Source organism: Ruegeria sp. AL3 (assembly GCF_056536065.1).
The window spans coordinates 1,731,484-1,749,662 of record NZ_JBQFJG010000001.1; the positions used below are offsets into that span (position 1 = coordinate 1,731,484).

Consider the following 18,179-nt stretch of genomic DNA (forward strand, 5'->3'; position numbering starts at 1 on the left):
GTGAGTGTAGTAAAAAAGGGGCGCTGTGGCCCCTTTTCCTGATTTATCCGATTGCGACGGCTTTGATGTCATCGTCAATGAAGGGCAGATATTGTTCAAAGTTCTCGGCAAACATCTGCACCAGCTTTTCGGCCTGTTTGTCAAAGGCTGCCTGATCGTCCCAGGTACGGCGCGGGTCCAGCAGAACTTCGGCAACCCCCGGGACAGAGACTGGAACGTCAAAGCCGAAATTGGCATCCTTGCGGAACTCGGCGTCGCGCAGGGACCCTTCCAGAGCGGCGGTCAGCAAGGCGCGTGTCGCGCGGATCGGCATCCGGCTGCCCACGCCATAGGCGCCGCCGGTCCAGCCGGTGTTCACAAGCCAGCAGGTCGCGCCGTGCTGGGCGATCTTGTCCCGCAGCAGATTGCCGTATTCCTCAGGGCGACGGGGCATGAACGGCGCGCCGAAACAGGTCGAGAATGTCGGCTGCGGCTCGGTGATGCCGCGTTCGGTCCCGGCGACTTTTGACGTGAAACCCGACAGGAAGTGATACATGGCCTGTGCCGGCGTCAGCCGCGCGATCGGAGGCAGAACGCCAAACGCGTCGCAGGTCAGCATGATGATATTCTTCGGGTGACCACCCAGTGCGCTTTTGGATGCGTTCGAGATATATTCAAGCGGATAGGCGCAGCGCATGTTGGCGGTCAGCGAGTCATCGTCGAAATCCAGTTCCTTGGTTTCGGGGTCGAAGACCATGTTTTCGATCACGGTTCCGAACTTCGAAGTGGTGGCATAGATTTCCGGCTCTGCCTCGGCATTCAGGTTAATGGTCTTGGCATAGCAACCGCCTTCGAAGTTGAAGGTGCCGCGATCGGACCAGCCGTGCTCGTCATCCCCGATCAGTATGCGCGAAGGATCTGCGGACAAGGTGGTCTTTCCGGTGCCGGACAGGCCAAAGAACACGGCCGTATCGACCGGGTTGCCAACAGCATGGTTGGCCGAGCAGTGCATCGGCATCACGCCTTTTTCAGGAAGCATGTAGTTCAGCAGGGTGAAAACGGACTTCTTGTTTTCACCGGCATATTCAGTGCCGCCGATCAGGATCAGTTTGCGGTCGAAGTTCATCGCAATCACAGTCTCGCTGCGGCAGCCATGCTTTGCCGGGTCGGCCTGAAAGCTGGGGCAGTTGATGACAGTGAAATCGGCCGTGAACTCATCCAGATCTTCGCGGTCCGGGCGACGCAGAAGGTGGCGGATGAACAGGTTGTGCCACGCCAGCTCGGTAACCATTCGTACATTGATTGCGTAAGCCGGGTCCGCACCACCGACGAGGTCCTGCACGAAATAATCGCGGCCCTTCATGTGAGCCAGCATGTCTTCGTACAGCGCGTCAAAGCCCTCGGGGCTCATTTCGGCATTGTTTTCCCACCAGATGGTGTCGGCAACGGTGTCGGTCTTGACGACGTGTTTGTCCTTTGGCGACCGGCCGGTGAACTTGCCTGTGGTAACCAGGAACGCTCCACCATTGCCAAGTGTGCCTTCGCCGCGCTTCAGCGCCTCTTCGATCAGCGCCGGCTCCATGAAGTTGTAATAGACATTGCCCAGACCCTCGATGCCCTGATCTTCGAGGCGGAATTGCGGGTTAACCCGTCCAGATGTCATGTGTGTCTTCTCCTGTGGCGGCGCGAAGGTCGTTGGCCGTTGCGCCTTTGGGGCAGTGAGCCGGGAAAACCGGCGGCTGAGCGCGTCTTATCACGGTCGTTCATGGCATGAACAGGCGGGTTTGACGCAGTTAGCGCAACCAAGTCCGGGTTTAGCGCCATCAGAAATTCAATGTCGGAAAAGTGGGCAGATTTTTGCGGGCATAAAGGCAAATTTGCCGCAGACCTGCCGCAACAAAGGCATGATTCGCAGTTACGGATTGATTCGGCGTCTTAAAACCGCCAACAATGCCTTACAAATAAGCGAATTATTGCGCGAGTGAGCAGGAATAGGGGTGAGCCCGATGTCAAAGATTGCACTTGTGGATGACGATAGAAACATTCTGACGTCTGTATCCATGACCCTCGAAGCCGAAGGTTTCGAGGTTGAAACATATAATGATGGCCAGGCCGCGTTGGATGCGTTCAACAAGAAACTGCCGGACATGGCTGTTCTGGATATTAAGATGCCGCGGATGGACGGCATGGATCTGTTGCAACGGCTGCGTCAGAAGACGCAGATGCCGGTGATCTTTCTGACCTCGAAAGACGATGAGATCGACGAGGTTTTGGGCCTGCGCATGGGCGCGGATGACTATGTAAAGAAACCTTTTTCGCAGCGTCTGCTGGTCGAACGCATTCGGGCCTTGCTGCGCCGGCAAGAGGCGACAAGCGGCGATGCGGTCGCATCCAACAGCAATGACACCAAAGTCATGGAGCGCGGCGACTTGCGGATGGACCCGCTGCGCCATGCGGTCAGCTGGAAAGGTAATGATGTGTCCCTGACCGTGACCGAGTTCCTGCTGCTTCAGGCGCTGGCCCAACGTCCGGGATTCGTCAAAAGCCGCGACCAGCTGATGGATGTCGCCTATGATGATCAGGTCTATGTGGATGACCGGACGATCGACAGCCACATAAAGCGTCTGCGGAAAAAGATGCGCGCGGCTGATCCCGAGTTCTCGGCGATCGAAACCTTGTATGGTATCGGTTACCGTTACAACGAAGAATAGGCGCGGCCGCCTGCAAGAGGTAATGGGGTCTCGTGCGCGACACCGAACAAGCCAGCGAATTGCGCGACGGTGACGTCGTTCTTGGGGATGACTGGGTCATTCCCCAGGACCCCGAGTCAGCGGAGCTAAGGGAAAAGCGATCGCGGAGAAACCTGTTTTCGCTGCGTGGTTCTCCTCTGGCGCGCAAAATCATCACGTTCAATCTGATCGCTCTGGTGATCCTGGTCACTGGGTTGTTGTATCTGGACGACTCGCGAAAAGAGAAGGTTCAGCAGACCGCCCGCAATCTGCTGGGCGATGCGCAACTTGTCAGCAACGTTTTTGAAACCCAGTTGCGTCAGGGCGCACAGCAATCCGGGCAGAATGCCGGGAACCTGGACGTCAAGGATACCCTGTCTGGCCTCACCTTACCCGAAGGGGGCGAGGTTTTTGTTTATGACGCCAGTGGCACGCTGATCGGCTGGACACGTGGTGCCCCGCAAGCCTCTGACATGCCGGTTCTTCTGCAATCCGAGGCCGAGATGCAGACCGGCAGTACGGTGATCAGCGACACGCTGAATGCCGTTTGGACGGGTTTGTCAAACCTGCTGAACTGGTCGACTGACACCGAGGCACCGACGTTGGCGCAGCGTGTTCAGACCATTATTCCACAAGCGATTGCCGGTCAAAGCCAGGTGCAGGCGGTACAAGATGGCGCGGGTGAGACGGTCATCGTGGCTGCGGCACCAGTTCTTTATCAGGATGTACCCGCCGGCGCGGTGGCGATTACCGGCCCGGCTGGTGAAATCGACGCGCTTGCCCGCCGCGAGCAGGAGCGCATTCTTCAGATGTTTGTCGTGGCCCTGCTGGTTTCCGTGGGCCTCAGCCTTGTCCTGGCCTCGACCATTGCGAACCCGCTGGCCGATCTGGCATCCGCGGCAGAGATGGGCAAAGACCGGGGCACGGGTGTCAATCCCGGGCGCATCCGCATTCCCGACCTCAGCGCCCGTCCTGATGAAATCGGACGTCTCAGCCGCGCTTTGCGGGGTATGGTGACCGCGCTCTACAACCGGATCGACGCAAACGAACAGTTTGCCGCCGATGTCGCCCATGAAATCAAAAACCCGCTGGCCAGCCTGCAATCCGCCGTGGGAACGCTGCGGATGGTCAAGCGCGAGGATCAGCGCGACAAGCTGCTGGACGTGATCGAGCATGACGTACGGCGTCTGGACCGGCTGGTCAGCGACATATCAAATGCGTCGCGTCTGGATGCGGAACTGGTCAAGGAAGAAGAGCAGCCCTTTGACCTGCTTAAGCTGCTGGGCAATCTCGGCCAGTATCTGGGTGAAGATGCACGCTCCAAGGGCATCGATTACATTACGGATCTGCCCTCTGAGCCAATTGTGATCAACGGGCTGGAAGCGCGTCTTGCGCAGGTCTTTGTCAATCTGATCACCAACGCCATTTCGTTCTGCGAGGAAAATGACGCAATTCGCGTTTGGGTCCGGCAGCGGGACAACCGCGTGCTGGTGGTTGTCGAAGACACTGGCCCGGGGATTCCCGAACAGGCGCTTACCAAAGTGTTCAAGCGTTTCTACTCGCAGCGTCCGGCGGAACATTTCGGCAATAACTCGGGTCTCGGCTTGGCGATCTCCAAGCAGATTGTCGAAGCGCATGGCGGGGTGATCTGGGCTGAGAACATCCGCCCGACAGAGGCCGATATCACATCGGATCCGCTGGGTGCCCGCTTTGTCGTGGGGTTGCCCGTCTAAATCCATGCATATTGATTCGTTGTCACTCGCGAAAGATCAGGACAGCGCCTGTGTTCATGCCTCCTGCGTTTCGGTTGCCGGACGCGGGCTTTTGATCATCGGTGCGTCCGGCACAGGGAAATCCGGGCTGGCGTTGCAAATGATGGCGTTCGGCGCGAGACTGGTCGCCGATGACCGAGTCAATCTAGAGATGCAGCAGAATCGGGTGATCGCTTCGGCCGTATCGCAGATCCGCGGTTTGATCGAGGCGCGCCAAATTGGCCTGATCAAAGCCGAACCCAGTGGTCCGGTTCCGCTGGATTACGTGGTGGATCTGGATCAGCCTGAGCCCGAGCGTCTGCCCGACCCTTTGACGGTTTCCGTGCTGAGGCAAACTGTTCCCTTGCTTCGGGGTGAAGGCGTGCCCAACTTGGCTGTAGCGATGATGCAGCTTCTAGGAAATGGGCACGTAAACCCGGAATGGCCGAACACATGACATCGCAAAGACGGATCGTACTTGTCACGGGGCCCTCTGGGGCAGGCAGATCCACAGCCATTCATGTGCTGGAAGATCTGGGCTTTGAAGCCATCGACAATCTGCCGATGGGTCTTTTGTCGCGCTTGCTCGACAGTGCTGACAGCGACCGTCCGATGGCTTTGGGTATAGATGCCCGCAACCGTGATTTTTCGACGATCGGTTTCATAGAATTGGCTGAAAAGCTGGGCCGCTTGGCGCAGGTCGATCTGACGGTTCTGTACCTGGATTGCAGTGATGATGTTCTGGTGCGTAGGTTTTCAGAAACCCGAAGGCGGCATCCCGTCGCCAAGAATGCCAGCCCGGAAACCGGCGTTCAGCGCGAAAAAGAGCTGCTGGCGCCGATACGTGAGATTGCGGATACACTGATCGACACCAGCCTTCTGAACGTGCATCAGCTGCGGGAAGAGGTCGAGAACTGGTTCGCCCCGCAAGGCGGGCGGCATCTGGCGGTTTCCATCGAATCCTTTTCTTACAAACGCGGGCTGCCGCGCGGATTGGACATGGTGTTCGATTGCAGATTTCTGGCGAATCCGTACTGGCGCCCGGAATTTCGCGCAGCGGATGGTCGAAACCCTGACGTTGCGCACTATGTGCATTCAGACGCTAACTACTTACCGTTTTTTGAACGTGTGCTGGACTTGCTGACCCTGTTGCTGCCGGCTTTTCAGGCCGAGGGCAAAGCGCATCTTTCCGTGGCGTTTGGGTGCACAGGGGGCCAGCACAGATCAGTTGCCCTGGCAGAGGCCGTTGCAAAGGCCCTTGCGGAAGACGGGCAGCAGGTGGCAATTAGGCATCGCGAGATGGAACGTCGGTCGTTGAATGTGAGGTCGGATTGATCGGAATTGTGATCGTTGCACATGGTGGGTTGGCTCAGGAATACCTGGCCGCCACACAACACGTGGTCGGACCACAGGCCAGCCTCGTGGCGGTCGCGATCGAGGCTGACCATGATCGGGACGAAAAACAGGCCGAAATCTGCCGTGCCGCGGACGAAGTGGACACCGGAGATGGTGTCGTTGTTGTCACCGACCTCTTTGGCGGAAGCCCCTCGAATCTCAGCCTGCGTGCCTGCGCGCCTCAGGATCGGCGTATTCTGTATGGGGCAAACCTGCCGATGCTGATCAAATTGGCCAAAAGTCGCCACTTGCCCATTGGTGATGCCGTCCGTCAGGCAATGGAGGCTGGACGGAAGTACATCAATGCGCAGAATGTGACATTGGATTAAAAACGGATTATTGAATATGACGAGCCGAAGCCTGAAAATTATCAATGAAAAGGGCCTGCATGCACGCGCCTCGGCAAAACTGGTTGAGGTTGTCGAGGGGTTTGATGCACATGCTGAGGTGTCAAAAGACGGACTTTCTGCATCGGGCGACAGCATCATGGGCCTTTTGATGTTGGCAGCATCGCGCGGAACAACTATTGACGTCGAGACGTCCGGGCCGGATGCTGAGGCATTGGCAGAAGCTCTGGAAACGCTTGTGAACGACAAGTTCGGAGAGGGGTTCTAAGCCACCCCGCCGGGACAGGAAGAACGGGAAGACCAGGAATTGGCGGAAACGACGCACGAGACCAAGACAAACCCGGTGGTGGATGGGACCACAGATCAGGGTGAGATCTACGACCGTAGAACGCTGACCTATGCGAATTCATTCGACGATGCCTGGACAGCGACCGCCATTCGGGCCATCGAGTGGTGCACAGGCAAGCTGACCATTTTGCGCATGGTCAACAAGTTCGAAAAAAAGAACGAATACTATCGCGGCCAGCGGTTCTGGGGCGGTGCCCTCAAGACTATGGGAATCGACCTGACCACACCGCAGGAACAGATTGACCGCATTCCCAAGACCGGCCCGGTTGTTGTTGTCGCGAACCACCCGCACGGTATGGTCGATGGCATGATTTTGGCAGAACTGATCGGCCGGGTACGCAGCGATTACCGCATCCTGACCCGTTCGGTCTTGACAGGGCTGGACGAAGCGGCCACGTCATTCATGATTCCGGTTCCGTTCCCACATGACCCCGAGGCGCAGGCCAAGATGCTGGAAATGCGCGGCAAAGCCATGGAACATCTCAAAAACGGCGGCGTTGTGGCGCTGTTCCCATCCGGTGTTGTGATGTCCTCGGATGATTGGTTCGGGCCTGCGATCGAGCGGGAATGGAACGTGTTCACCGCCAAGATGATCCGCCGTTCAGGCGCGCGTGTGGTGCCGATTTTCTTTCCGGGCAGCAATTCGCGCTGGTATCAGATCGCCAACCGTGTCTCTGCAATTCTCCGGCAGGGATTGTTGCTGCACGAGATCGTCCGATCCTGCAACAAACCTCAGTCGCCGGTGATCGGCGAACCGATTTCAGACCGCGACATGGAACTGCTGGAACGCGACCCGCGCGGTTTCATGGCCTGGCTCAGAAATCACACCATGTCTCTGGGCAAGTCGGAACAGACCTGACCCGCGTCTTCATCTGGCCAAAAATATCCCGGGGGTGAGCCCGGACAAAGTCCGGGCGAGGGGGTTGGCCCCCTTCAGCGTGTCGGTACCGGAACTTCACCACGGTAATCATAAAAGCCGCGCTCGGTCTTGCGCCCTAGCCACCCGGCCTCGACATATTTCGTCAGCAGGGGGCAGGGGCGGTATTTGGTATCGGCCAACCCGTCATGCAACACGTTCATGATCGCCAGACAGGTATCCAACCCGATGAAGTCCGCCAATTCCAGCGGGCCCATGGGATGATTCGCCCCAAGTTTCATGGACTGGTCGATGGATTGAACGTTCCCCACACCTTCATAGAGTGTGTAGACAGCCTCGTTGATCATGGGCATCAGGATCCGGTTCACGATAAAGGCCGGAAAGTCCTCGGCGCTGGCCGCCGTTTTGCCCAACCGATCCACCACCGCTTTGCAGGCCTTGAAAGTTTCTTCATCCGTGGCGATGCCGCGGATCAATTCCACCAGCTGCATAACAGGGACAGGGTTCATGAAATGAAAACCCATGAACCGTTCGGGCCGATCCGTGCGGCTTGCCAGGCGGGTGATGGAAATCGAGGATGTATTTGACGTCAGAATCGTATGCGGCAGCAGGTGAGGTTGCAGGTCCTCGAAAATCGCCTGCTTGATCGTTTCCCGCTCGGTTGCTGCCTCGATAACCAGATCGGTTTGGCCCAGTTTCGGCAACTCAAGCGTGGTCGTAATCCGTTTCAGTGCAGCCTTCATCGCCTCTTCGGTGATTTTGCCACGCGACGCCTGCCGCGCCAGGTTACCTTCGATTGTGGCAATGGCGTTGTCCAGAGCATCCTGGCTGACATCGTTCAGCAAGACGTCGTATCCCGCCAACGCCATAACATGGGCAATGCCGTTGCCCATTTGCCCCGCGCCAATCACCCCGACCGATTTAACTTCCATGTTCAGCTGCCTTTGCCCTGTAGGATACCGCGACAGTATCGGCAGACCGGGGCAGGCGGCAAGAGGATCAAGGCGGTCAATTTCGCTTCAAATGCGCGCATTAGGAAAATCTCAATATCTAAGGCCGCAAGATGGCACCGGGTGAGAAAACGGGGGCTTGATATGAGCTTTCATCAGACAAACAGCGGCGGGGAGTCCGCCTGCCAATATGCCAACTCGAAACTTTGGTTCCGGGGTCCACCCGGCACGTTGAACCAGCCCTATGTGGCCTGTCTGGGAGGAGAGGAAACTTTCGGCAGATTCGTCGATTACCCGTTTCCTGCCGTGCTTGAGAAGCGATTGGGAAAGCCATGCGTAAACTTCGGCAGCCTGTTTTGCGGAATCGAAGCGTTGTCCACTGATCCGGGGGTGCTGAATCTGGTCAATCAGTCAGACCTGTGCGTGTTGCAGGTGCCCGATCTTCTGCGTCAATCGAACCGGTTTTACCGCGTGCACCCGCGTCGCAACGATCGGTTCCTTGAACCCACCGCGGACTTGCTGGGGCTGTACCCGGATGTTGACTTCACGGAAATCCATTTTGTGCGCCATTTGTTGGAGCAGCTGAGCGCAACAGAAGACGCACGATTCGAAGTCGTAACGCAGGAGCTGCGAGAGGTCTGGATACGCGCCACCGGGGACTTGATAGAACGGATCGAACCCGGCGTGGTTCTGCTTTGGCTGCATGTGCAGCGGCAAACCGGATCGCATGTCGACCATATCGTGCCCGACGCCGCCATGATCGAAAAGCTACGCCCGCTATGCGCAGATGTCGTCGAGGTTTCGGTCGCTGTATCCGCGCGATCGGATGCTCTCGAAGACGTAATGTTCGGAACGCTTCAGCAGCCAATTGCGGAACATATGATCGGCCCGTCCGCGCATCGAGAAATTGCCGAACACCTGCTAAACGCCTTGCGGAACCTGAACTGAAAAAGGCCCGCCTGTTGGCGGGCCTTTACAGATCAATCCGGATATCCGGTTCAGCCGAGCTTTTCGGTCAGTTCCGGTACCGCCTGGAACAGGTCTGCGACCAGGCCGAAATCGGCGACCTGGAAGATCGGCGCCTCTTCGTCCTTGTTGATCGCCACGATGACCTTCGAGTCCTTCATGCCGGCCAGGTGCTGGATCGCGCCCGAAATACCGACGGCGACATACAGATCTGGGGCAACAACCTTGCCGGTCTGACCCACCTGCCAGTCGTTCGGCGCATAGCCCGAGTCAACGGCCGCACGCGACGCACCAACCGCAGCGCCCAGCTTGTCAGCCAGGGTTTCGATCAGTTTGAAGTCTTCTTCCGAGCCGACACCGCGGCCGCCCGAAACAACAACGCCGGCCGAGGTCAGCTCTGGACGGTCGCTTTCGGCAACCTTGTCCTCAACCCAGGACGACAGGCCGGGGTTCTCGCCGACCGACACGGTCTCGACCGCGGCCGAACCACCTTCGCCGGCAGCGTCAAAGCTGGCGGTCCGGATGGTGACGACCTTCTTGGCGTCGTTCGACTTCACGGTCTGGATCGCGTTGCCCGCATAGATTGGGCGCTCAAACGTAGAGCCATCGACCACGCCCGAGGCATCCGAGATCACCATCACGTCCAGCAGCGCTGCAACGCGCGGCATCACGTTCTTGGCGTCGGTGGTGGCAGGGGCAACGATGTGCTCATACCCATCGGCCAGGCCCACGATCAGGGCTGCGGTCGATTCCGCCAGGCGGTGGCCCAGCGATGCGTCTTCGGCGACCAGAACCTTGGATACGCCGTCGATCTTGGCGGCGGCCTCACCGGCAGCAGCGGCAGACCCCCCAGCGGCCAGAACGGTCACGTCGCCCAGCACTTTCGCGGCGGTCACGGCCTTTGCGGTCGCATCCATCGCCAATTCGCCGTTGTTCACTTCGGCAAGCAGAAGTACAGCCATTACACAGCCCCCGCTTCTTTGAGTTTCTCGACCAGCTCGTCAACCGAGCCCACGATGATGCCCGCCGCGCGCGCCGGCGGCTCTTCGGTCTTGACGATTTCCAGACGCGGGGTGACGTCGACGCCGTAATCGGCGGCGGTTTTCTCGTCCAGCGGCTTTTTCTTCGCCTTCATGATGTTGGGCAGCGAGGCATAGCGCGGCTCGTTCAGACGCAGGTCGACGGTGATGATGGCGGGCATCTTGACGCTGATGGTCTGTAGGCCGCCATCGACCTCGCGGGTGACCTTGGCGGTGTCGCCTTCGATGTCCAGCTCGGACGCGAAGGTGCCCTGGGACCAGCCCAACAGCGCCGACAGCATCTGGCCGGTGGCGTTCATGTCGTTGTCGATCGCCTGCTTGCCTGCCAGAACAATGCCGGGCTGCTCTTCTTCGACCACTTTGGCCAGGATCTTGGCAACGGCCAGAGGCTCGATATCGGTGTGTACATCGTCAGTCGCCACAACCAGGATTGCGCGGTCAGCCCCCATGGCCAGCGCCGTGCGCAGCGTCTCCTGCGCCTGCTTCACGCCGATCGAAACAGCAACGACCTCGTCGGCCTTGCCGGCTTCTTTCAGGCGGATAGCTTCTTCCACCGCAATCTCGTCGAACGGGTTCATCGACATTTTGACATTGGCGAGATCAACACCGCTACCGTCCGCTTTCACGCGGACCTTCACATTGTAGTCAATCACGCGTTTGACAGGCACCAGTACCTTCATTGTAGCGCTTTCTCCTCAAAAAAACGGTAAGCCGCGCAGGCGACTCCACCAATGCTCTCGACCGACTAGATAGCGCCTGCCGCAGTGGCACAACAGAGCAAAATCGTCACGTCATGGCGTCGGGACGTCGCGTTTTGCAATTTTTTTGCCAAGTGGCGAAAGAATATTACCCGCGACTCTGTATTTCGCGATCAGCGGTTCGCGCCCGGAACCCACAACACGTCGTCTTTGCCGTTTGCGTTTGCGCAGCGTGCTGCAACAAAGAACCAGTCGCTGAGACGGTTGAGGTATTTGACCGCCACGTCGTTGACGGGCTCCATATTCGTCAGCTCGACCGCAAGCCGTTCCGCCCGGCGCGAAACGGTCCGGCAGACATGCAGATGTGCTGCCAAGCGCGAGCCACCGGGCAGGATGAAACTGCGCAGAGGTTCCAGCGTCTCGTTCATTGCGTCGATCTCGGCTTCCAGCCGGTCGATCTGGGCAGGCACGATGCGTAGGGGGGGATAATCGGCCTCGGCGTCTTTTTCCATGTCGGGGCGACAGAAGTCGGCACCCAGATCGAACAGGTCATTTTGAATGCGCGACAGCGCGGTTTCGACATCACCTTCGGCCTCGGTCCGTGCCACGCCGACAAAAGCGTTCAGTTCGTCCACGGTGCCATAGGCTGCAACGCGGCCCGAATATTTTGCCACGCGCTCTCCGTTGCCCAGGGCGGTTTTCCCGTCATCGCCAGTGCGTGTGTAGATTTTGTTGAGTACGACCATTTATTGAACTCCCTGTCCGCGCAGATACACGAAAAGCACGATCAGCAACACGGCGATGAACTGAAAGAGAATGCGCAGGCGCATCATCTTGTTGCTTTTCTTGGCCGCTTCCATGCCGCCTTTGCCGAAATTCGCGATGCCTAAGGCCAGCACTACGACAACTGCCGCCATAGCCAGAAGCAGAATGACCATCACAAGGTCCATTTGAAGTCACCGTCCGGTTTTTTTCGATTACCACCCATCTAGCGTCAGGGCGTCGAAAAGCGAACGGGAAATATCGTCTCAGATATCCGAAAGGATTCGATCAGAGGCGTTTGTAGGCAGAATGCGGCGCAGTATCCCGGCGATATATGTCGGAGTGGTCACATAGTAACGTGGTTTGGGGCGTCGGGCCTCGACCGCATGGGCCAGCTTGTCCGTGACGGCAGAGGCGGGCAATTCAAATCGGTCTGGCCCACTGCTTTCATAAAGGCGCTTCAGTAACGAGTCTTCGTACTTCCCCCGAATGGCCGAGTTTTCCCAGTCGATGTATTTCTCGAACAATGGGATCGCCTTTTCCCGGAGTTTTGAGGTGATGGGGCCGGGCTCGATCAAGACGACGTGAATGTCGGTATCCCGAAGTTCCAGCCGCAGCGTGTCGGTCAGCCCTTCGATCGCGTATTTCGTGGCGACATATGCGCCGCGCCACGGGAAGGCGACAAGCCCCAGAACCGAGGAACACTGCACAATCCGGCCATGACCCTGTTCCCGCATGACGGGAATGACCTGTCGGGTCAGCTCGTGCCAACCAAAGACATTGGTCTCAAATATATGGCGCAGGCCATCCGTCGGAACATCCTCAACCGCGCCGGGCAAGCCATGTGCGCCATTGTTGAAAAGGGCATCCAGAGAGCCGCCTGTAGCCTCGAGAACGTGGGACAAACCCAATGTAATGCTCTCTGCATCAGTGTAATCGATTCTGGGGCTTTCAAAGCCTTGTGCGCGTAGGCGATCACAGTCGCGTTGCTGGCGGCAGGATGCAAAAACGCGCCAGCCTCGTGCACGCATCCCGTGTGCTGCGTCCAGACCGATGCCTGACGAGCATCCCGTGATAAGAATCGATTTCTGCATATGCCTTCCGAGCCTAATCCCCGCCCATAGCTATGGCGGGGTTTGCGGCAGGGCAATGACACTTCGATGTCAGTTCGTTGTTTTCCGGACGAGTGATGCCGAAACCCACCCAACCTGTTGCCCCGGCAACACGCGCAGGCGCAACCAGCCGGTACCTGAATCCCCAAATACCTCAACCTGCTGGCCGATCCTGGCTTTGCCGATGATCGGATAGATCGTCCCCGGCCCATCGCGCAGGTTCACGCGGGTTCCCGAAATTTCACGGATATCCTTGGCGGCTTCAACAGGGGCGGGCAGTTCGACCGTTGGCAGCTCGGCGTCGGTGGTGACTTGTTCGAGGGAGGCCAGACCCTGTTCCAGCGACGCAAGGGTCAGAGTGACGTTTTCGTCAGCGAACAGTGAGGGGTTTGCCTTCAGACCAGCCGCGACTTGCGACAACAGCGCTTTGGTTTCTGCTTCGTCCAATTCGGCGACAGGTTCAGTGACCGGTGCGACCGGCGCCGGAGGCTTCACCGCGGCGCGCACGACCAACGTTTCCGCGGGCGCGGGTTCGATAGCTGGTCTTGAAGGTTTCGGGACAATGGCAACACGCTCGGGCTCCGCTGTGCGGACCCCGCGCGGCTCAAAGTCCGGACCTCCGCTCATCACGTAAAAAGCCCAGCCGAGTGCGGCGAAAGTAACAAGTACAAGGCGCGTCATGGCGCATCCCCCAATTCAATCGTAACAACAAAAAAGGCAGCAATCATTCAATTGTTGGAATGGTAGCATAATAGAAGGGCAGAGTCGAAAATTCGGGGAAAACACCGACTTGCCTCCCCCTGTTGCAAAAAGCCCGACTTGTCCCCAGTAAAATACGCGTTGCTTGCTTTACCAAGGCGTTCTTGCGTCGTATCACATCATATATGAACGATACGATCGACGACCCCAACATGGAGGCCCCCGACCACGGGGGTGAGGTTGCAGAACCGCTGCGCCGCGCGATAGGCGAGCGTTACCTGACCTATGCGCTGTCCACAATCATGCACCGCGCCCTGCCGGACGCGCGGGACGGATTGAAGCCGGTGCACCGGCGAATCCTCTTTGCGATGAGAGAGCTGCGACTCAGCGCAACCGGAGGTTTTCGCAAATCCGCCAAGATTTCCGGCGACGTGATGGGTAATTACCACCCGCATGGCGACGCCGCGATTTACGACGCAATGGCGCGCCTGGCGCAGGACTTCAACGTGCGTTACCCGCTGGTCGACGGGCAGGGGAATTTCGGGAATATCGACGGCGACAATCCGGCGGCCTCGCGATATACCGAGGCGCGGATGACCATCGTGGCCGAGGCGCTGCTGGAAGGTCTGAACGAAGACGCCGTGGATTTCCGCGACAACTATGATGGCACGCTGACCGAACCTGTGGTGCTGCCTGCGCAGTTTCCGAATCTTTTGGCCAACGGCGCCAGCGGTATCGCCGTCGGCATGGCCACGAACATCCCGCCGCACAACATCTCGGAGCTTTGCGACGCCTGCCTGCACCTGATCAAAACACCGGACGCGCGGGACGACACGTTGCTGAACTATGTCCCCGGCCCGGATTTTCCGACCGGTGGCGTGATCGTCGAACCGCCCGAGAACATCGCGCAAGCCTATCGCACCGGGCGCGGCTCGTTCCGACTGCGCTGCAAGTTCGAGGTCGAGGATCTGGGCCGTGGCCAGTGGCAGATCGTGGTCACCGAGATTCCCTATCAGGTTCAGAAATCCAAGCTGATCGAAAAGATCGCGGAACTGATCCAGACCAAGAAAATCCCGATCCTCGCAGATGTGCGCGACGAATCCGCCGACGATATCCGTCTGATCCTCGAGCCACGCTCCAAGAACGTGGACCCCGAGGTGCTGATGGGCATGTTATACCGCAACTCGGACCTCGAGGTGCGGTTCAGCCTGAACATGAACGTGCTGATCGATGGGGTGACGCCCAAGGTCTGTTCGATGAAGGAAGTGTTGCGAGCCTTCCTTGATCACCGGCAAGAGGTGCTGCTGCGCCGCTCGCGTCACCGCATGGCCAAGATCGACCACCGGTTGGAAGTGCTCGAAGGCTTTATCGTCGCCTTCCTGAACCTCGACCGTGTGATCGACATCATCCGTTATGACGACGACCCCAAGGCCGCGCTGATGCGCGAGGATTGGGGCATCGACCACGTTCGCGCCACCGACGAATCTGACTACGTCACGCCTAAGCCGGGCGAGGGCGAGCTGTCGGAAGTTCAGGTCGACGCCATCCTCAATATGCGCCTGCGCTCCTTGCGCCGTCTGGAAGAGATGGAGCTGGTTCGCGAACGCGACGCGCTGATGGAAGAACGCGCCAATCTCGAAGATCTGCTGGCCGATCCCGCCCTGCAATGGGCCAAGATTGCCGAGCAATTGAAAGAGACGAAAAAGACCTTTGGCAAAGATTATGAAGGCGGTGCGCGCCGCACCCGGTTTGCCGAGGCCGGACAGGTTGAAGAAGTTCCGCTTGAGGCGATGATCGACAAAGAGCCGATCACGGTCGTCTGCTCGCAGATGGGCTGGATTCGCGCCATGACCGGCCATATCGACCTGAAGCGAGAGTTGAAGTTCAAGGACGGCGACGGCCCGCGTTTCATCTTCCACGCGGAAACGACCGACCGGTTGCTGGTCTTTGCCTCGAATGGCCGATTCTATACCGTCAGCGCAGCCAACCTGCCCGGCGGGCGCGGCATGGGCGAGCCCTTGCGCCTGATGGTGGATCTGCCCAACGAGGCGCAGATCATCGACATTCTGATCCACAAGCCGGGGCGCAAGCTGCTGGTGGCCTCGGACGCGGGCAACGGCTTTATGGTGCCGGAAGATGACGTGCTGGCGCAGACGCGCAACGGCAAACAAGTGCTGAACGTCAAGGGTGATGAGACGGCCATGATCTGTAAGCCTGTGGAAGGCGATCATGTCGCTGTCGTGTCCCAAAACGGCAAATTCCTGGTCTTCCCCACGGAAGAACTGCCAGAGATGGGTCGCGGCAAGGGCGTGCGTTTGCAGAAATACAATATGGCGCGGGGCCGTCAGGGAACGCTTGAGCTGGATGGGGGCTTGTCCGACATCACGACGTTCAACTGGGAAGACGGTCTCAAATGGTCCATGGGCGGCGACAAGACCCGACATGAGGCGGATATGACGCAATGGCTGGCAAAACGCGCCAGTGTCGGGAAAAAACCGCCCTATGGCTTCCCGCGCGACTATAAGTTTTCGTGATCGCGCTGCTGCGCGGGTGAATTTCCGCCGATACGGCTTTGCACAACCCGTATCGGTGCGCTAGATCAACAAAAAACAGGCCTATCGAGACGACACATGTTGCGCATTCTGACGCTGATCACCGGACTGGCCCTGATGGCCGCTTGCACACAGACACAGGTGTATGAGCCGCCTGAATCCCTCGGAGAATTCAAGCTTCGCGTGAATTATGCCTTTGCGGACAAGGCCGTTCAGGGACCTGTGTCGCGGGACGCCACACCTGACGAATGGACAAAAGCGATCCAGAACGCGGTTGATATTCGTTTGGGGCGTTACGAAGGCTCACAGGAATATGACCTTGGCATCAGCCTCGAGGGTTACATGCTGGCCCCGCCGGGGATCCCTGTGATCTACAACCCCAAAAGCACTGCGATTGTGTTGGTCAACGTCTATGACGTGAAGAAAAAAGAGTTTCTGGCCAAGGGTAAGCAATTCCAGGTGCTGGAAGACACCACCGGCGGAAGTGCCCTCAAAGGATCGGGGCATGAGCGCACAAAAGAAGAACAGATGAGCGGTCTGGCCCTCAAGATAGCCGACCGGGTCGAGGAATGGCTGGCTGAAGAGCACAAGGAAAATGGCTGGTTCGACAAACGGCCGGACCTTATCCAGCCGTTGGAATCTGTCGAGGTCACGCAAAATCCGGCAGGATAAGCGCTTTTCCCTCAGGATGTGCTTGATTTTCCCCTTTGAACCAAATATCTCGCGCGCGCAGATGTAACCACGGGACCAAGGGTCCCCCAAATCGCAAAAGGGCGCCTGAGGAATGGCAAAGGAAAAGTTTGAGCGTACAAAACCGCACGTCAACATCGGCACGATTGGCCACGTTGACCACGGCAAGACCACGCTGACCGCAGCAATCACCAAGTATTTCGGTGACTTCAAAGCGTATGACCAGATCGATGGTGCGCCGGAAGAGAAAGCGCGCGGCATCACCATCTCGACCGCCCACGTGGAATACGAGACAGACAACCGCCACTATGCGCACGTCGACTGCCCCGGCCACGCCGACTACGTCAAGAACATGATCACCGGTGCCGCTCAGATGGACGGCGCGATCCTGGTTGTGAACGCCGCTGACGGCCCGATGCCGCAGACCCGCGAGCACATCCTGCTGGGCCGCCAGGTTGGCATCCCGAAGATGGTCGTGTTCATGAACAAAGTTGACCAGGTCGACGACGAAGAGCTGCTGGAACTGGTTGAGATGGAAGTTCGCGAACTGCTGTCCAGCTACGAATACCCTGGCGACGATATTCCGATCATTGCAGGTTCGGCTCTGGCCGCGATGGAAGGCAACAACCCGGAAATCGGCGAAGCGAAGATCCGCGAACTGATGGCGGCTGTTGATGACTACATCGACACCCCTGAGCGTGAAGTCGACAAGCCGTTCCTGATGCCGGTTGAAGACGTGTTCTCGATCTCGGGCCGTGGTACCGTTGTGACCGGCCGTGTCGAGCGTGGCGTGATCAATGTTGGCGACGAGATCGAAATCGTCGGCATCCGCGACACTCAGAAAACCACCTGTACCGGTGTTGAAATGTTCCGCAAGCTGCTGGATCGCGGTGAAGCGGGCGACAACATCGGCGCCCTGCTGCGCGGTATCGACCGTGACGGCGTTGAGCGTGGCCAGGTTCTGTGTAAGCCGGGTTCGGTGACACCGCACACCAAGTTCGAAGCCGAAGCCTATATCCTGACCAAGGAAGAAGGCGGCCGTCACACCCCGTTCTTCGCGAACTACCGTCCGCAGTTCTACTTCCGGACCACTGACGTGACCGGCACCGTGACCCTGGCGGCCGGCACCGAGATGGTTATGCCTGGCGACAACGTCGGCTTCACCGTCGAGCTGATCGCTCCGATCGCGATGGAAGACGGCCTGCGCTTCGCCATCCGCGAAGGCGGCCGCACCGTCGGCGCCGGCGTCGTGTCGAAAATCATCGAGTAAGTCGGCTTTGCCGA

The 18,179-nt window shown here is 58.4% G+C and carries 20 protein-coding genes; 12 read left to right on the top strand and 8 right to left on the bottom strand.

The annotated features are described in order from the left end of the window. Nucleotides 1-43: 43 nt before the first annotated feature. Nucleotides 44-1,642: a phosphoenolpyruvate carboxykinase gene (locus ACR3E6_RS08855; protein ID WP_209835297.1), complete on the bottom strand. Its 1,599-nt coding sequence runs from the start codon at nt 1,640-1,642 to the stop codon at nt 44-46. On the opposite strand from ACR3E6_RS08855, the gene ACR3E6_RS08860 reads away from it, so the two are divergent. Genes ACR3E6_RS08860 through ACR3E6_RS08895 form a run of 8 tightly spaced genes read left to right on the top strand, consistent with a single transcriptional unit; the run spans nt 1,641 to nt 7,408 of the window. Further along, a complete protein-coding gene (locus ACR3E6_RS08860) occupies nt 1,641-1,964 on the top strand; it encodes a hypothetical protein (protein ID WP_171229123.1) in 324 nt (107 codons plus the stop codon). The two genes, ACR3E6_RS08855 and ACR3E6_RS08860, sit on opposite strands and share 2 nt — an antisense overlap. Before the next feature lie 21 nt (nt 1,965-1,985). Then, on the top strand, nt 1,986-2,690 hold the full coding sequence (locus tag ACR3E6_RS08865; RefSeq protein WP_171169148.1) for a response regulator transcription factor: 705 nt from the start codon (nt 1,986-1,988) through the stop codon (nt 2,688-2,690). 32 nt (nt 2,691-2,722) lie between these two features. Continuing rightward, entirely contained in the window at nt 2,723-4,441 is a 1,719-nt protein-coding gene (locus ACR3E6_RS08870; RefSeq protein ID WP_171724862.1) for an ATP-binding protein, read from the top strand. Nucleotides 4,442-4,445: 4 nt separating this feature from the next. After that, the gene (locus ACR3E6_RS08875; protein WP_480486767.1) at nt 4,446-4,916 is read left to right on the top strand and encodes an HPr kinase/phosphorylase; all 471 of its coding nucleotides are present in this window, start codon (nt 4,446-4,448) and stop codon (nt 4,914-4,916) included. Further along, the gene (gene rapZ / locus ACR3E6_RS08880) at nt 4,913-5,794 is read left to right on the top strand and encodes an RNase adapter RapZ (RefSeq protein WP_480486769.1); all 882 of its coding nucleotides are present in this window, start codon (nt 4,913-4,915) and stop codon (nt 5,792-5,794) included. Before ACR3E6_RS08875 ends, rapZ begins: the two co-directional genes overlap by 4 nt. Next, nucleotides 5,791-6,183, top strand: a complete 393-nt coding sequence (locus tag ACR3E6_RS08885) for a PTS sugar transporter subunit IIA (RefSeq protein ID WP_152457103.1) — start codon at nt 5,791-5,793, stop codon at nt 6,181-6,183. Before rapZ ends, ACR3E6_RS08885 begins: the two co-directional genes overlap by 4 nt. Nucleotides 6,184-6,199: 16 nt before the next feature. Next, a complete protein-coding gene (locus ACR3E6_RS08890) occupies nt 6,200-6,469 on the top strand; it encodes an HPr family phosphocarrier protein (RefSeq protein ID WP_152457104.1) in 270 nt (89 codons plus the stop codon). Nucleotides 6,470-6,508: 39 nt separating this feature from the next. Beyond that, entirely contained in the window at nt 6,509-7,408 is a 900-nt protein-coding gene (locus ACR3E6_RS08895; protein ID WP_171637533.1) for a lysophospholipid acyltransferase family protein, read from the top strand. Nucleotides 7,409-7,482: 74 nt separating this feature from the next. Here the strand turns inward: ACR3E6_RS08895 and ACR3E6_RS08900 are convergent, their stop codons facing one another. Continuing rightward, complete coding sequence (locus ACR3E6_RS08900; protein WP_171637532.1) at nt 7,483-8,358, bottom strand: 3-hydroxybutyryl-CoA dehydrogenase; 876 nt, start codon at nt 8,356-8,358, stop codon at nt 7,483-7,485. 162 nt (nt 8,359-8,520) lie between these two features. Here ACR3E6_RS08900 and ACR3E6_RS08905 point away from each other — a divergent pair, with 162 nt between their 5' ends. Continuing rightward, complete coding sequence (locus ACR3E6_RS08905) at nt 8,521-9,324, top strand: DUF6473 family protein (protein ID WP_480486772.1); 804 nt, start codon at nt 8,521-8,523, stop codon at nt 9,322-9,324. A gap of 50 nt (nt 9,325-9,374) precedes the next feature. Here ACR3E6_RS08905 and ACR3E6_RS08910 read toward each other — a convergent pair whose 3' ends face one another. The 6 genes from ACR3E6_RS08910 to ACR3E6_RS08935 all read right to left on the bottom strand — a co-directional run bounded on the left by ACR3E6_RS08910 (nt 9,375) and on the right by ACR3E6_RS08935 (nt 13,635). Beyond that, nucleotides 9,375-10,304, bottom strand: coding sequence for an electron transfer flavoprotein subunit alpha/FixB family protein (locus ACR3E6_RS08910; protein ID WP_210093766.1), 930 nt, complete (start codon nt 10,302-10,304; stop codon nt 9,375-9,377). Further along, a complete protein-coding gene (locus ACR3E6_RS08915) occupies nt 10,304-11,062 on the bottom strand; it encodes an electron transfer flavoprotein subunit beta/FixA family protein (RefSeq protein ID WP_171637528.1) in 759 nt (252 codons plus the stop codon). Before ACR3E6_RS08915 ends, ACR3E6_RS08910 begins: the two co-directional genes overlap by 1 nt. Before the next feature lie 191 nt (nt 11,063-11,253). Next, a complete protein-coding gene (locus ACR3E6_RS08920) occupies nt 11,254-11,826 on the bottom strand; it encodes a cob(I)yrinic acid a,c-diamide adenosyltransferase (RefSeq protein WP_152457109.1) in 573 nt (190 codons plus the stop codon). Continuing rightward, on the bottom strand, nt 11,827-12,030 hold the full coding sequence (locus ACR3E6_RS08925) for a twin transmembrane helix small protein (RefSeq protein WP_152457110.1): 204 nt from the start codon (nt 12,028-12,030) through the stop codon (nt 11,827-11,829). It lies immediately after the preceding gene. Between the two features lie 78 nt (nt 12,031-12,108). After that, nucleotides 12,109-12,936, bottom strand: coding sequence for an SDR family NAD(P)-dependent oxidoreductase (locus tag ACR3E6_RS08930; protein ID WP_480486775.1), 828 nt, complete (start codon nt 12,934-12,936; stop codon nt 12,109-12,111). 69 nt (nt 12,937-13,005) lie between these two features. Beyond that, a complete protein-coding gene (locus tag ACR3E6_RS08935) occupies nt 13,006-13,635 on the bottom strand; it encodes an SH3 domain-containing protein (RefSeq protein WP_245218198.1) in 630 nt (209 codons plus the stop codon). A 203-nt stretch (nt 13,636-13,838) separates the two neighbouring features. Here ACR3E6_RS08935 and parC point away from each other — a divergent pair, with 203 nt between their 5' ends. The 3 genes from parC to tuf all read left to right on the top strand — a co-directional run bounded on the left by parC (nt 13,839) and on the right by tuf (nt 18,165). Next, on the top strand, nt 13,839-16,187 hold the full coding sequence (gene parC, locus ACR3E6_RS08940; protein ID WP_171724866.1) for a DNA topoisomerase IV subunit A: 2,349 nt from the start codon (nt 13,839-13,841) through the stop codon (nt 16,185-16,187). A gap of 96 nt (nt 16,188-16,283) precedes the next feature. Then, the gene (locus tag ACR3E6_RS08945) at nt 16,284-16,877 is read left to right on the top strand and encodes a hypothetical protein (RefSeq protein WP_171637519.1); all 594 of its coding nucleotides are present in this window, start codon (nt 16,284-16,286) and stop codon (nt 16,875-16,877) included. A 112-nt stretch (nt 16,878-16,989) separates the two neighbouring features. Beyond that, nucleotides 16,990-18,165: an elongation factor Tu gene (tuf, locus tag ACR3E6_RS08950; RefSeq protein WP_171725214.1), complete on the top strand. Its 1,176-nt coding sequence runs from the start codon at nt 16,990-16,992 to the stop codon at nt 18,163-18,165. Nucleotides 18,166-18,179 lie beyond the last annotated feature (14 nt).

Bases quoted from the DNA above. Each gene is read 5' to 3' on its own strand.
- ACR3E6_RS08860 (WP_171229123.1), top strand. From the start codon at position 1,641: ATGTGTGTCTTCTCCTGTGGCGGCGCGAAGGTCGTTGGCCGTTGCGCC.
- ACR3E6_RS08855 (WP_209835297.1), bottom strand. From the start codon at position 1,642: ATGACATCTGGACGGGTTAACCCGCAATTCCGCCTCGAAGATCAGGGC.
- ACR3E6_RS08865 (WP_171169148.1), top strand. From the start codon at position 1,986: ATGTCAAAGATTGCACTTGTGGATGACGATAGAAACATTCTGACGTCT.
- ACR3E6_RS08875 (WP_480486767.1), top strand. From the start codon at position 4,446: ATGCATATTGATTCGTTGTCACTCGCGAAAGATCAGGACAGCGCCTGT.
- rapZ (WP_480486769.1), top strand. From the start codon at position 4,913: ATGACATCGCAAAGACGGATCGTACTTGTCACGGGGCCCTCTGGGGCA.
- ACR3E6_RS08890 (WP_152457104.1), top strand. From the start codon at position 6,200: ATGACGAGCCGAAGCCTGAAAATTATCAATGAAAAGGGCCTGCATGCA.
- ACR3E6_RS08900 (WP_171637532.1), bottom strand. From the start codon at position 8,358: ATGGAAGTTAAATCGGTCGGGGTGATTGGCGCGGGGCAAATGGGCAAC.
- ACR3E6_RS08905 (WP_480486772.1), top strand. From the start codon at position 8,521: ATGAGCTTTCATCAGACAAACAGCGGCGGGGAGTCCGCCTGCCAATAT.
- ACR3E6_RS08910 (WP_210093766.1), bottom strand. From the start codon at position 10,304: ATGGCTGTACTTCTGCTTGCCGAAGTGAACAACGGCGAATTGGCGATG.
- ACR3E6_RS08915 (WP_171637528.1), bottom strand. From the start codon at position 11,062: ATGAAGGTACTGGTGCCTGTCAAACGCGTGATTGACTACAATGTGAAG.
- ACR3E6_RS08920 (WP_152457109.1), bottom strand. From the start codon at position 11,826: ATGGTCGTACTCAACAAAATCTACACACGCACTGGCGATGACGGGAAA.
- ACR3E6_RS08925 (WP_152457110.1), bottom strand. From the start codon at position 12,030: ATGGACCTTGTGATGGTCATTCTGCTTCTGGCTATGGCGGCAGTTGTC.
- ACR3E6_RS08930 (WP_480486775.1), bottom strand. From the start codon at position 12,936: ATGCAGAAATCGATTCTTATCACGGGATGCTCGTCAGGCATCGGTCTG.
- ACR3E6_RS08935 (WP_245218198.1), bottom strand. From the start codon at position 13,635: ATGACGCGCCTTGTACTTGTTACTTTCGCCGCACTCGGCTGGGCTTTT.
- parC (WP_171724866.1), top strand. From the start codon at position 13,839: ATGAACGATACGATCGACGACCCCAACATGGAGGCCCCCGACCACGGG.
- ACR3E6_RS08945 (WP_171637519.1), top strand. From the start codon at position 16,284: ATGTTGCGCATTCTGACGCTGATCACCGGACTGGCCCTGATGGCCGCT.
- tuf (WP_171725214.1), top strand. From the start codon at position 16,990: ATGGCAAAGGAAAAGTTTGAGCGTACAAAACCGCACGTCAACATCGGC.